Origin of the sequence: Kitasatospora sp. NPDC101157 (assembly GCF_044768255.1) — a bacterium.
Classification (GTDB): domain Bacteria; phylum Actinomycetota; class Actinomycetes; order Streptomycetales; family Streptomycetaceae; genus Kitasatospora.
In genome coordinates this window covers 1-12037 of the sequence record NZ_JBIWPL010000003.1, presented here as the reverse complement: position 1 = coordinate 12037, position 12037 = coordinate 1, and the positions used below count along the sequence as shown (strand labels likewise).

Here is a 12037-nt window from a genome sequence, read left to right as displayed (position 1 = left end):
CCGGCCGCCGACCGGCCGCCAACCCGCCGCAAGCCCGCCGCCCGCCCGCCGTCAACCGCGGGTCGGCGGCCGTTCGCGTTCCGGGGGCAGCGGCTGCGGCGGGCGGCCCAGCTCCCAGGCGAGGCCGTAGCGCCCGAACAGGTCGGCCCGGATCGGCGCCAGCGGGATCTCCGCGCCCGGCAGCAGCACCCCGATGCAACCGCCCATCAGCGCGCTGCGCAGCACCCCGTGCTCGGCGACCGGATCCGGCGCGCCCCAGTCCTCCAGCAGGCCCTGCAGGATCGCGCCGACCTGCTGCTGCTCGGGGTCCTGGACGAAGGCGCCGGTGTCCGGGTCGAGGATCAGCGCCAGGTGGGAGCGCATGACCCGGGGGTGGTCCATGGCCAGGCTGAGGACGGTGTCGATCGCGCGGGCCAACCTGGCCTCGGGGGAGGCGCCCGGCGGCAGTTCGGCCAGGGCGCCGGAGAGCGCCTGGTGCATCATCCGGTGAGTGGCGGACTGCATCAGCAGTCGTTTGCCGTCGAAGTAGTACGACAGCAGGCCGCGGGCGAGTCCGGCCCGCTCGGCGATGTCGGTCAGCGTGGTGCCCGCATAGCCGCGCTGGTCGACGAGCTCGATGGTGGCCCGCATGATGCGGCGGCGGGAGCGTTGCCGCATCTCCTCATTGACCGAATCCCCGCGAGGTGCCATCGTGTCTGCTCCGAACGTTCGTTGGCTCCGGGCCAATATACTTGCGGAGCCGGCAGCCGCGCCGTGGAACCGTGCCCTTGGGGGCGCCGCCCGGGCGGCCCGTAAAGACGGCCGGCTCCACCAACACGGGGGTTTGGTGGAGCCGGCACCGGTGCCCGGCGGTCAGGGGTCGACCGTGGGCGGGGGCCAGTGGGTCAGCGCTCGGTCAGGACTTCGGTCCGGGCAACGGCCGGTCCGGCAGGCGGATAATCATAATCCGGCACCGGCACAGGAGTTGAATTCCGGCGTCGGTCCACCACGGCACCGACCGCGGCCACCAGAAGTCCGAGCAGCGCGACCGCGGTGACCAGGACCAGGGCCGGCCGGTAGCCGTCCAACTGGGCCCGGGCGCTGTCGCCGCCCGCGCTCCCGGCGGTGATCATCGCCGTCGCCCCGGCCAGCACCACGGCGGTGCCGACCTGGATCGCGGTGTTCACCAGCCCCGAGGCCAACCCCTGCTCTTCGTCGGCCACTCCGTCGGTGGCGGCGATGTTCACCGAGGGGAAGGCCAGGGCGAAGCCCACGCCGAGCAGCAGCATCGAGGGCAGCACCAGGGCCGGGTACGAACTGTGCTCGTCCAGGCGAAGGAACAGGGCGAAGGCGCCGGCCAGGGCCAGCAGGCCGATCGGCAGCAGCCGGGCGGTGCCGAAGCGGTCCACGATCGGGCCCATGAACGGCGCGGAGAGCGCGATGAAGGCGCCGGCGGGCAGCAGCCCGAGGGCCATCTGCAGGGCCGACCAGCCGAGCAGGTGCTGAAGGTAGAGCGTGACGACGAACTGGAAGCCGCCGTACGCGCCGGTCATGGTGAAGGCGACGACGTTGGCCCGGGCCACCGAGCCGTTGCGGAAGATCCCGAGCCGGACCAGCGGGTGGGCGGTACGGCTCTCGACCAGCAGGAACGCGGCGGCCAGCGCGGCGACCACCACCAGCGAGCCGAGGGTGCGCAGGCTCAGCCAGCCCGCGCCCTGGGCCTCGGTCACGGTGAACACCAGCAGCAGGACGGTCGCGGTGCCGGTGATCGCGCCGAGCACGTCGTAGCCGCCCTTGGCGGGCTCCTCGACCGGGCGGGGGAGCAGGCGCACGGCGAGGACCAGGGCGAGCAGCGCGACCGGGACGGGCATCAGGAAGGTCCAGCGCCAGCCGACCGAGGTGAGCAGGCCGCTGAGCACCAGTCCGAGCGAGAAGCCGCTGGCACCGCAGGTGGTGTAGATCGACAGTGCCCGGTTGCGGGCGGGGCCCTCGGCGAAGGTCGTGGTGATGATCGACAGGCCGGCCGGGGCGGTGAAGGCGGCGCTCGCGCCCTTGAGGAAGCGGGCGGCGATCAGCAGGCCGCCGTCGTCGACCAGGCCGCCGACCAGTGAGGCGGCGGCGAAGGCGCTGAGGGCGACCAGGAAGACCCGGCGGCGGCCGAGCAGGTCGGCGGCGCGCCCGCCGAGCAGCAGCAGGCCGCCGTAGCCGAGCACGTAGCCGGACACCACCCACTGCAGGGTGGAGGTGGAGAGGTGCAGTTCGGAACCGATGGAGGGGAGGGCGACGCCCACCATCGAGACGTCCAGGGCGTCCAGGAACATGGCGGCGCAGAGCACGACGAGGGTGCCCCAGAGGCGGGGTGTCCAGTTCGGCCCGCTGGTTGACGGGGCGTCGGGTGGCGTGACGGTCGCGGTGGTCATGGGGAGGACATTACATGCACGTGCATTCAATGCAAATGAATTAGATGTGAACGCATAAATTTACGATGCACGTGCTAGGCTGGCGGCGTGGCTGAACTCGACTCCCTCGAAGCCTCGGCGGAGGCCGGTCTCATCGCGGAATGGCGCGAGCTGCTCGCTCGCCATGCCGCGGCCGTCTGCGCGCTCGACCGTGAACTCGGCGAGAAGTACGGGCTGGGCATGAGCGAGTTCGAGGTGCTGGAACGCCTGGTGGAGGGGTGCGAGGCCGAGGCCCGGCACGCCCTACGGGCGAGCGAGCTGGCATCCATCGTCCATCTGAGCCAGAGTGCGCTGTCCCGGTTGATCGCCCGCCTGGAGAAGGCCGGTCTGGTGACCCGGGCGATGTGTCCGAGCGACCGGCGGGGGATCATGGTCGCCCTGACCGAGGCCGGGCGGGAACGCTACGAGCAGGCCCGGCCGCTCCACCGCGAGGTGCTCGGGCAGACGCTCGGCGGGCGGTTCGCTCCGCTCTGCGGGGATTCGGCGGCGGGCTGACTTCGCGCCAACTCACTTACTGCTGTTCTTGGTTGACTGGTGAGGCAGGTGACCTGCGGCGTCGGTGAACGGGGGCGTCGGTGACCTGTGGCGTCAGTGATAGGCGGCGCCGGTGATCAATGGCGTCGGTGATAGGCGGCGTTTCGTCAGAGGAGCGAGTGGAGCCCCGGGGCAACGGCCAGCAGGACGGCCCCGACGGGTGCGGCCAGGGCGACGGCGGTGAGCCGCAGCCGCTGCGGGACGGACAGTCGGGGGCGGCCCGCGAGCAGCCGGTCCACCCGTTTCGGCGACTGCGCCAGGCCTGGCGGGCAGGAGCCGAACACCCCGCGGTCCAGATTGAGTTCGGCCAGTGCGAGGGCGGTGGTGTGCCGGCCGTGCCGGCGGGCGGCCCGGTCGTCGGCCGCCAGCTCGACCAGCTCCGCCACCTGGTCCCGGAAGGCGCGGAACACGCCGATGCCGGGAAAGCCGGAGGCGAGCGCCTGGGCGAACTGCTGGAGCCAGTGGTGCCGGGCGCGGACGTGTCCGCGCTCGTGACTCAGTACGGCTGCCAACTCCCGTTCGGTGAGCTGCTGGAGGGCGCCGGTGGTGACCACCAGGCGGGAGTTCGGGCCGGGCAGTGACCAGGCCTCGGGGCGGACGTTCTCCAGGACCACCAACCGCTCCCGGCGGCTCCGGGCGGTTTCGATCGCCGCTGGCAACTCCGGCGCGCGGGTCGCCAGTTGGGCGTGCCGACGGTTGCGCAGGGCCTTGGCCGTACGAACCTCGCGGGTGAGCGCGAGCACCGTCTGCAGCGCGCCCGCGGCGAGGGCGGCGGCGCACAGCCGGCCCCAGCCCTCGGCGTCCTGGAGGCCGTACGCGTCCTCCACGCCGTGCGGGGCGCCGGAGAACACCCAGGCGCGCAGCTCGGGCTCGGCTGCGGCGGCGGCGAGGACCAGGCCCAGGGCGCAGCACAGCAGGACGGCCACCACGATGCACTGCCACACCAGCAGGGCCAGCACCGGTTCGCGCTCCACCCAGCGGGCCCGGGCCAGCGCCCGGGGCACCACGGTGGAGAGCAGCAGGCCGAGCAGCAGCAGGCCGATCAGGGCAGTCATCGCATGGGCTCCCCGAGTACGCACGGAACGCGACAACGCGCTCCCTGCCAACCTATGCGCTGGCGACGGCCGGTGGAACGGCTTTCGACGGGCCAGTGACCAACGCCACGCGGGGGAGCGGGCTTTGGCGGGGGCTCCAGCTCTCGCGCCGACGCGGGCGCGGACGCGGGCGCGGACGCGCGGGTGGCGGCGTGGGGCCGTGTGGGGGCGGTTCGTACGGGTGGATCACATGGTCAGGAGCATGGCGAACATGCCGATGCCCATGGTCAGCCGGCAGGCCCGGGGCAGGCCGGTGGTGCCGAGTACGAGGGTGCCGGCCGGGGTGCGCAGCAGGCGGGCGCCGGCCCAGAGCGAGTAGCCGCCGAAGTAGAGCAGCAGGGTGCCGGTCACCAGGGGGGTGCCGAGCGCGGTGGCGTGGTGGTGTCCGCCGCCGGGGGAGGCGGTCATCGCGAGGGCGGTGTACGTCATGGCGAGCGCGCCGACCGCGTGGTGCAGCCGGTGGGCCCGGCCGGCGGGGGCGTGCACGGCGGCGAGCAGGAAGGCGGTGGCCGGGAGGCCGAACAGGCAGGCCCAGACGGCGGCCGGGACGGTGGCGCCGGTGACGGCCATGGCTGCCATGCCGAGCCCCATCAGGGCTTCGGCGGCGTCGGATTCCCGGGCGAGCGGCGGATGGCCCGGGCGGGCGCCCGGGGCGGCGGCGGTGGCGCAGGGGGTGTGCCGCAGGCGGGTCAGGCAGTAGACGCCGGTAGTGGCGGTGAGGAGGGCGAGGAGCCAGTTGACCAGGTTGGGTCCGTGCAACGGCGGCCTCCCGGGGGTGGCGGGCGGTGAACGACGGGCAGCGAACGGCTGACAGAGAACAGCTGACAGATTTCAGAGAACAGATTTCAGAGAACAGATGTCGAAATCTGTTATCTGTTATCTGTCCTCTGTCGGCTGCCAGCTCTCCGCCGTCGTCCGCTTTCCCGCCGTCCCTCCGCCACGGCGACGATCGTCCCGTCCACGATCACCGCTGGGCCCCCGGCGCGGCCAGGGCGCGTGCAGGGGCGCACAGTGGTGACCACCGTGGTGCGGCGCTCAGCCCTGGAGCCGCCCCGAGGCCACGACCCGGCTGAGGAACTGCCGGGTCCGCTCCTCCTGCGGGTCGCCGAACACCTGCTCCGGCGGCCCCTGTTCGAGCACCACCCCGCCGTCCAGGAAGCAGACCCGGTCGGCGACCTCGCGGGCGAAGCCCATCTCATGGGTGGAGAGGACCATCGTCATCCCCTGCTCCTTGAGGTCCCGTACGACCGCCAGTACCTCCCCGACCAGCACCGGGTCGAGCGCCGCCGTGATCTCGTCGAGCAGCAGCAGCCGGGGTCCCGCCGCCAGCGCCCGCACGATGGCGACGCGCTGCTGCTGCCCGCCGGAGAGCCGGTCCGGGTACTCCTTCGCCTTCGCCGCCAGCCCGAGCCGGTCCAACAGCTCCAGCGCCCTGGCCTCGGCCTCCGCCCGTGCGACGCCGTGCACCCGGCGCGGCGCGAGCGTGATGTTCTCCAGCACCGTCATGTGCGGGAACAGGTTGTACGACTGGAACACCACCCCGATCCGGCGCCGCACCGCGTCCTCGTCCGCGCGCGGGTCGGTGATCTCCTCGCCGTCCAGGAAGATCGCCCCGTCGTCGATCCCCTCCAGCAGGTTGACGCACCGCATCAGGGTGGACTTCCCGGAGCCGGACGCCCCGATCAGCGCCGTCACCGAGTGCTCGGGCACGGCGAGGTCCACGTCGCGCAGCACCACCTGGCTGCCGAAGGCCTTGCGCACCGACTCCAGCCGGAGCACCTCGGTCCCGCTCACACCGCACCCCCCTGCAACTGCCGACGGTTCATCCGCCCGGTCAGCCAGTCGGCGAACCGGGTCAGCGGAATGGTCAGCACGATGAACACCAGCCCCGCCACCAGGTACGGCGTGAAGTTGAAGGAGTGCGCCGCGATGATCTTCGCCGCGTACACCGCGTCGATCGCGCCGCCGATCGAGACGAGCCCGGTGTCCTTCTGCAGGCTCACCAGGTTGTTGATCAGCGGCGGCACCACCCGCCGGACCGCCTGCGGCAGCACCACGTACCGCATCGCCTGGGCGTTGGTCAGCCCCAGCGACCGCGCGGCCGCCCGCTGGCTCGGGTGCACCGACTCGATGCCCGAGCGGAACACCTCCGACACGTACGCCGAGTACGTCAGCACCAGCGCCGCCCCGCCGAGCAGCAGCGGATCGGTGGTCACCCCGGTGAGCCGCAGGGCCGGCACCCCGGTGATCATCACCAGCAGGCAGATGATCATCGGCAGCCCGAGGAAGAAGTCCACGTACGCGGTGGCCAGCAGCCGCACCGGCAGGAACACCGGCCCGCGCAGCGTCCGAAGCACCGCGAGCAGCAGCCCGAACACCAGGATCAGCACCCCGCAGCCGAGCATCAGCTCCAGGTTGAGCCGAAGCCCCCGCAACACCTCGGGCAGCGCCCGGCGGGCGTAGTCCAGGTTGAAGAAGGTCCGCCGGGTCACCTCCCAACCGGGGGAGTTGACGACCAGCAGGTACAGCGCGACCGCCGTCAGCACGGTCGAGGCGGTGGCGATCAGCGCCGAGCGGCGGGCGCGGGAGCGCCGGTACGCCTCGTGCGCCAGCCGTCGCTCGGACGGGCGGTACCCGTCCTGCTCCGCCCCGGCCGCGAAGGCCTCCGTCGCCCCGGCCGCCGTCGCCCTCCTCGGCCCCGTCGCTCTCCTCGCCGTTGTCAGCTCCTTCGGTTCCGTCGGCTCCTGCGCGAGCTCGACCGGTCCGGCCGCGCCCGTCTCCCCGCTCACTTCAGCACCGGCGCCGAGACGGCGTCCGACAGCCACTGCTTCTCCAGCTTCGCCAGCGTCCCGTCCGCGCGCAGCGCGTCCACCGCGCCCGACACGCACGAGGTCAGCCGGGACCCCTTGTCCAGCACCAGCCCGAACTGCTCGCCCTGCGGGGCAGATTCGAACTGCCCCACCACCTGGGCCTCCGGCACCTCGGCACCGGTGATGTAGAAGGCCGTCGGCAGGTCGACCACCAGCGCCTCGACCTGACCGTTCTTCAGCGCGGCCTTCGCCAGGTCGTTGGAGTCGAACACGGCCGGGCCGCCGCTGGGCTTGATGGTGTTGGTGATGGTGTCCAGGCTCGTGCTGCCGATCTGCGCGCCCAGCTTGGCGTCCTTGAGGTCGGCGATGGTCTTCGCCCCCGCGGCCTTGGAGCCCTTCAGGGCGATGACGGCCTGGCGCACGGCGTAGTAGCCGGAGGAGAAGTCCACCGCCTGCTTGCGCTCGTCGCTGATGGACACCTGGTTGATGTCGAAGTCGAAGTCCTTGGCCCCCGGCGCGGTGGCCTTGCCGAACGGCGCCACCACCCAGCCGACCTTGTCCTTCGGGTACCCCAGCTTCTCCGCCACGGCGTACGCCACCGCCGACTCGAAGCCCTTGCCGTTCGCCGGGTCGTCCCCGGAGAACCACGGGTCGTACGCCGGCTTGTCGGTGCCGACGGTCAGCTTCCCGGCGGTCCGGGTGGCCAGTGCGCCCGGCGCGCAACCCGCCGCCGCACCGGTCGGACCGGAGGCGCCCGAGGCGGCGGCCGCGTCGGACCTGGCGTCCTGCGGCGCGCATCCGGTGAGCGAGGCGGCGGCCACCACCAGTGCGGCGAGGGGCAGGACGGCGGACGGCTTGCGGAGGCTCATGGCAGGACTCCAGGGGAAGGACCGACGGGAAACAGGGAGAGGCCGGGCGGGCGGCGGCGGTACGGGCCGGGCGGGCCGCTTCCCGGCGGGTCACTTCCCCCGGTGGCGGCGCCGGAACACACGCGGCATGGTCGGCGTACGGGCCCGCTTCCGCGGCGCCCCGGGCCGGATCAGCGGCAGCCGGTGGGCCGCGGCCGGGTCAACGACAGCGGCGACAGCGGCCGTGCGTGCGGCAGCGGCAACAACAGGCCTGCTGACGGGAGGGCACCCGGAACGGGCTGTCGTGGCGCTCGGCCACCGTGATCACCGCCGGGAGCATGCGGGGAGGTTCGCATCAGAGCCGCGCATCTGTCCAGAGCATCCAGGACACCGTCCACATGCCGGACACCCGCTGCCTCGGTGCAGGTTTTGGGGCCGGAACGGCAGCACGCCGGAGGTTTGTCGGTCCGGACCCCCTTGAACAGGAGAACCTTTCGTACTTATGGTGTCCTCGTTGAAATAACTCCTGTCGAAGTGAGTCCACGATGCAGAATCTTTCGCCAAGGCTCGCAGCGGCGGCCGACGCCCCGGTCTCGACCCTCGCCGTCCACCCGGCGTGGCTGCGCCTGAAGGAGGCCGTCGAGACGCTGCGCCCGCTGCAGTCCAAGGACGGCTCGATCGACCTGTCCGCCGTGCAGCGGCAGACCGTCGACCCGCTGGTCGCCACTGTCCGGGCCTCCGTCGAGGAGCTCGCCCCGAACTTCCCGCACGACGCCGCCTACCTGGCCGCCGTCGACGCGGACCTCGCCAAGTGGGCCGACACCGGTTACCGGGAGCCCGACTTCCTGGACTCGCTGCTCGCCTTCCAGCCCGCCGAGCAGCGCGAGGACGGCCTGGAGCACCTGGTCGTCTTCCCGATGTACACCCAGAACGGCAACCCGGATCGCAACCTCGAAGCCGTCCTGCTGCGCGTGGTGTGGCCCGAGTGGCTGGACGAGCTGGAGCGCACCCGCTTCGACAACCCGATGTTCGTGCCGATCACCTTCACGGACTTCACGGCCGGCTACGACACCAACTCCGCCGTCCTCTTCCCCGAAACGGTCGCCGTGCGCAAGGCGCCGGAACGTTTCACCTGGGGCGGCATCTTCTGCGACCGCGAGGCCGCCCGCTTCCGCGCCGTCTCCAGCAGCGCCGTCGAGCAGCTCGGCCTGGAGATCCCGGCCGACGCCGAAGGCCTGCTCAAGGACCAGGAGCGCGCGCAGGAGACCTTCGTCCTGTGGGACCTGGTCCACGACCGCACCCACAGCCACGGCGACCTGCCGTTCGACCCCTTCATGATCAAGCAGCGCAGCCCGTTCTGGATGTACGGCCTGGAGGAGCTCCGCTGCGACCTCACCACCTTCAAGGAGGCGGTGAAGCTGGAGACCGAGGGCAACCCGCACGCCCGCGACGTCCAGTACGCGATCCTCTTCGACCGCCTGTTCCGCTTCCCGGTCAGCGGCGACCGCGTCCGCAACTACGACGGCCTCGGCGGCCAGCTGCTCTTCGCGTACCTGCACAAGCACGACGCGCTGCGCTGGCGCGACAACCGCCTGACCATCGACTGGGAGCGCGCCCCGCAGGTCACCAACGACCTCTGCGGCGAGATCGAGACCCTGTACCGCGACGGCATCGACCGGCCCAAGCCGGCCCACTGGATCGCCGCCTACGAGCTGGTCTCCCGCTACCTCACCCCGCACCCGGCCTCCACCTGGGCCAAGGGCCCCGAGGCCCTCCCGCTCGACATCACCGACGGCAAGGCCCTGAACAAGGCGCTGTGCGACGCCGTGCTCCCGGACGAGTTCCCGCTGAGCATGTTCTACGAGGCCCTGTCCAAGAAGCTCCGCGGCGTCATCGCCGCCACCGCCGGCATCACCGGCGCCGGCATCCAGGGAGTCGCCGCATGACCACCACCTCCACCAAGCTGGCCGGCAAGGTCATCGCCGTCGCGGGCGCCAGCGGCCCGGCCGGGCAGGCCGTGCTGCGCCGCCTCACCGCCGACGGCGCGACCGTGATCGGCGCCGACATCGACCCCCAGCGCCTTGAGTCCGCCCTCGACGCCACCCGTGTCGCGGTGCGCGGAGCCAAGGTGAGCGGCCAGGTGATCGACCTGCTCGACCCGCAGGAGGTCCACGACTGGGCCGACCACCTGGAGGCCGAGCACGGCCACGTCGACGGCCTGTTCCACCTGGTCGGCGGCTGGCGCGGCAGCAAGACCTTCTTCGACACCCGCCTGGACGACTGGGACTTCCTGCACGACACCGTCGTGCGGACCCTCCAGCACACCTCGCTGGCCTTCCAGCCCGCGCTGGTCCGCAGCCAGGCCGGCCGCTACGCCATGGTCTCCGCCGCGGCCGCGCACAAGCCCACCGCCGGCGGCGCCGCCTACGCGGCCGCCAAGGCCGCCACCGAGGCCTGGACCCTCGCCATGGCGGACTCCTTCAAGAAGGAGACCACCTCCCCGGACGGCGAGCCCACCGCGGCGGCTGCGATCCTGGTCATCAAGGCGCTGGTCAGCCCCGAGATGCGGGCCGAGAAGCCGGAGGCGAAGTTCGCCGGCTTCACCGACACCGCCGACCTCGCCGGACACCTGGCGGACCTCTGGGACCGCCCCGCAGCAGAACTGAACGGACAGCACCTGTGGCTGACAGCCCGATGACCGACCTCACCCGTACGGACGCGGTACGGCGGCACGACCCCGCCGTCCGCGGCTTCGCCAGCGACAACTACGCCGGCGTGCACCCCGAGGTCCTCGCCGCGATCGCCCTGGCCAACGGAGGCCACCAGATCTCCTACGGCGAGGACGACTACACGGCCCACCTCCAGGACGTCTTCCGCCGCCACTTCGGCGACAAGGCCGAGGCCTATCCGGTGTTCAACGGCACCGGCGCCAACGTGGTCGCCCTCCAGTCGCTGCTGCCCCGCTGGGGCGCCGTGGTCTGCGCCGACACCGCCCACATCCACGTGGACGAGGGAGGCGCCCCGGAGAAGATGGGCGGCATCAAGCTGCACACCGTCCCCACCCCGGACGGCAAGCTCACCCCCGAGCTGCTCGACCTCCAGGCCTACGGCTTCGGCGACGAGCACCGCGCGCAGCCGCTCGCGGTCTCCATCACCCAGAGCACCGAGCTCGGCACCCTCTACACGATCGAAGAGATCCGCGCGATCGTCGACCACGCCCACCAGCTCGGCATGCTCGTCCACATGGACGGCTCCCGACTGGCGAACGCCGCCGCCTCGCTCGGCCAGCCGATGCGGGCCTTCACGACGGACCTCGGCGTCGACGTGCTGTCCTTCGGCGGCACGAAGAACGGCCTGCTGCTCGGCGAGGTCGTGGTGGTGCTCAACCCGGAGCGGGTGCGCAACATCAAGTACCTGCGCAAGACCTCGATGCAGCTCGCCTCGAAGATGCGCTTCGTCTCCGTCCAGTTCGAGGCCCTGCTCGCGGGCGACCTCTACCTGCGCAACGCCGGCCACGCCAATGCGATGGCCAGCCGGCTGGAGGCAGCGGTCCGGAAGATCGACGGCGTCGAGATCGTCCGGCCGGTTCAGGCCAACGCGGTGTTCGCGATCCTCCCGCGCGAGGTGAGTGAGCGGCTGCAGAAGCGTTACCGCTTCTACTTCTGGAACGAGCACACCGGTGAGGTGCGCTGGATGTGTTCGTACGACACCACGGAGGCGGACATCGACGCCTTCGCGGCGGCCATCGCCGAGGAGATGGGCCGCGTCTGACGACGCTCCTGACGGCGCGCCGACTCCGCGCGAACGACGATCGCCTCCGTCCGGGACCCCGGGCGGAGGCGATTTGCATGTGGCGGGCCGGTGCCCGTACAGTTCCGGAGTCGCCGCGGGAGACCGGGGCGACAAAGCGGAAAGCGAATCCGATGAATGAAACTCCGGAAAACGGAGCGGAAAACATCTGATAAGCTGGAAACACGAAAGAACGAAGCGCCCGGAGGGCCCGCTGGAAGGCGGTCCGAAGGAAGCGTCCGTTCCTTGAGAACTCAACAGCGTGCCAAAAGTCAACGCCAGATATGTTGACATCCCCGGCCTCGATCGCATGATCGGGGTTGGAGATTCCTTTTGAAATAACACTAGCGAGGACGCAGTGCGCGGGGCCGCCCTATTCCGGTGGTTGCCGTGCCGCTCAACGCGGGTGTCGACCCGACAACGGGTAAACATTCACGGAGAGTTTGATCCTGGCTCAGGACGAACGCTGGCGGCGTGCTTAACACATGCAAGTCGAACGGTGAAGCCCTTCGGGGTGGATCAGT

General features: G+C 71.5%; 11 protein-coding genes and 1 rRNA gene. 5 read left to right on the top strand and 7 right to left on the bottom strand.

All coding sequences use genetic code 11. From position 1 onward, the window contains the following. Window positions 1-51: 51 nt before the first annotated feature. Both ACIRVF_RS06635 and ACIRVF_RS06630 read right to left on the bottom strand, forming a co-directional pair. A complete protein-coding gene (locus tag ACIRVF_RS06635; RefSeq protein WP_402814666.1) occupies window positions 52-657 on the bottom strand; it encodes a TetR/AcrR family transcriptional regulator in 606 nt (201 codons plus the stop codon). Between the two features lie 227 nt (window positions 658-884). After that, window positions 885-2399 (bottom strand): MFS transporter, encoded by a 1515-nt coding sequence (locus ACIRVF_RS06630; RefSeq protein WP_402814664.1) that lies wholly within the window; start codon window positions 2397-2399, stop codon window positions 885-887. Between the two features lie 87 nt (window positions 2400-2486). Here ACIRVF_RS06630 and ACIRVF_RS06625 point away from each other — a divergent pair, with 87 nt between their 5' ends. Beyond that, window positions 2487-2933, top strand: coding sequence for a MarR family winged helix-turn-helix transcriptional regulator (locus tag ACIRVF_RS06625; RefSeq protein ID WP_402814661.1), 447 nt, complete (start codon window positions 2487-2489; stop codon window positions 2931-2933). Between the two features lie 146 nt (window positions 2934-3079). On the opposite strand, the gene ACIRVF_RS06620 is transcribed toward ACIRVF_RS06625, so the two are convergent. The 5 genes from ACIRVF_RS06620 to ACIRVF_RS06600 all read right to left on the bottom strand — a co-directional run bounded on the left by ACIRVF_RS06620 (window position 3080) and on the right by ACIRVF_RS06600 (window position 7745). Further along, window positions 3080-4027, bottom strand: coding sequence for a M56 family metallopeptidase (locus ACIRVF_RS06620; RefSeq protein ID WP_402814659.1), 948 nt, complete (start codon window positions 4025-4027; stop codon window positions 3080-3082). 225 nt (window positions 4028-4252) lie between these two features. Next, window positions 4253-4825: a DUF5134 domain-containing protein gene (locus tag ACIRVF_RS06615; RefSeq protein WP_402814657.1), complete on the bottom strand. Its 573-nt coding sequence runs from the start codon at window positions 4823-4825 to the stop codon at window positions 4253-4255. A gap of 276 nt (window positions 4826-5101) precedes the next feature. Further along, window positions 5102-5860, bottom strand: a complete 759-nt coding sequence (locus ACIRVF_RS06610) for an amino acid ABC transporter ATP-binding protein (RefSeq protein WP_402814655.1) — start codon at window positions 5858-5860, stop codon at window positions 5102-5104. Beyond that, the gene (locus ACIRVF_RS06605) at window positions 5857-6678 is read right to left on the bottom strand and encodes an amino acid ABC transporter permease (RefSeq protein ID WP_402815741.1); all 822 of its coding nucleotides are present in this window, start codon (window positions 6676-6678) and stop codon (window positions 5857-5859) included. The genes ACIRVF_RS06610 and ACIRVF_RS06605 overlap by 4 nt, the downstream gene beginning before the upstream one ends. Before the next feature lie 173 nt (window positions 6679-6851). Next, window positions 6852-7745 (bottom strand): ABC transporter substrate-binding protein, encoded by an 894-nt coding sequence (locus tag ACIRVF_RS06600; protein ID WP_402814652.1) that lies wholly within the window; start codon window positions 7743-7745, stop codon window positions 6852-6854. Between the two features lie 524 nt (window positions 7746-8269). Here ACIRVF_RS06600 and ACIRVF_RS06595 point away from each other — a divergent pair. The 4 genes from ACIRVF_RS06595 to ACIRVF_RS06580 all read left to right on the top strand — a co-directional run. Next, on the top strand, window positions 8270-9670 hold the full coding sequence (locus ACIRVF_RS06595; RefSeq protein ID WP_402814649.1) for a DUF6421 family protein: 1401 nt from the start codon (window positions 8270-8272) through the stop codon (window positions 9668-9670). After that, the gene (locus ACIRVF_RS06590; protein ID WP_402814646.1) at window positions 9667-10422 is read left to right on the top strand and encodes an SDR family NAD(P)-dependent oxidoreductase; all 756 of its coding nucleotides are present in this window, start codon (window positions 9667-9669) and stop codon (window positions 10420-10422) included. The genes ACIRVF_RS06595 and ACIRVF_RS06590 overlap by 4 nt, the downstream gene beginning before the upstream one ends. After that, entirely contained in the window at window positions 10419-11495 is a 1077-nt protein-coding gene (locus ACIRVF_RS06585; protein ID WP_402815740.1) for a threonine aldolase family protein, read from the top strand. The genes ACIRVF_RS06590 and ACIRVF_RS06585 overlap by 4 nt, the downstream gene beginning before the upstream one ends. Before the next feature lie 449 nt (window positions 11496-11944). Further along, window positions 11945-12037, top strand: a 16S ribosomal RNA gene (locus ACIRVF_RS06580); the annotation flags it as partial.

What these genes read in the sequence shown, in the direction of transcription:
- ACIRVF_RS06585 (WP_402815740.1), top strand. Translation starts at nt 10,419, where the DNA reads ATGACCGACCTCACCCGTACGGACGCGGTACGGCGGCACGACCCCGCC.
- ACIRVF_RS06630 (WP_402814664.1), bottom strand. Translation starts at nt 2,399, where the DNA reads ATGACCACCGCGACCGTCACGCCACCCGACGCCCCGTCAACCAGCGGG.
- ACIRVF_RS06600 (WP_402814652.1), bottom strand. Translation starts at nt 7,745, where the DNA reads ATGAGCCTCCGCAAGCCGTCCGCCGTCCTGCCCCTCGCCGCACTGGTG.
- ACIRVF_RS06590 (WP_402814646.1), top strand. Translation starts at nt 9,667, where the DNA reads ATGACCACCACCTCCACCAAGCTGGCCGGCAAGGTCATCGCCGTCGCG.
- ACIRVF_RS06620 (WP_402814659.1), bottom strand. Translation starts at nt 4,027, where the DNA reads ATGACTGCCCTGATCGGCCTGCTGCTGCTCGGCCTGCTGCTCTCCACC.
- ACIRVF_RS06635 (WP_402814666.1), bottom strand. Translation starts at nt 657, where the DNA reads ATGCGGCAACGCTCCCGCCGCCGCATCATGCGGGCCACCATCGAGCTC.
- ACIRVF_RS06595 (WP_402814649.1), top strand. Translation starts at nt 8,270, where the DNA reads ATGCAGAATCTTTCGCCAAGGCTCGCAGCGGCGGCCGACGCCCCGGTC.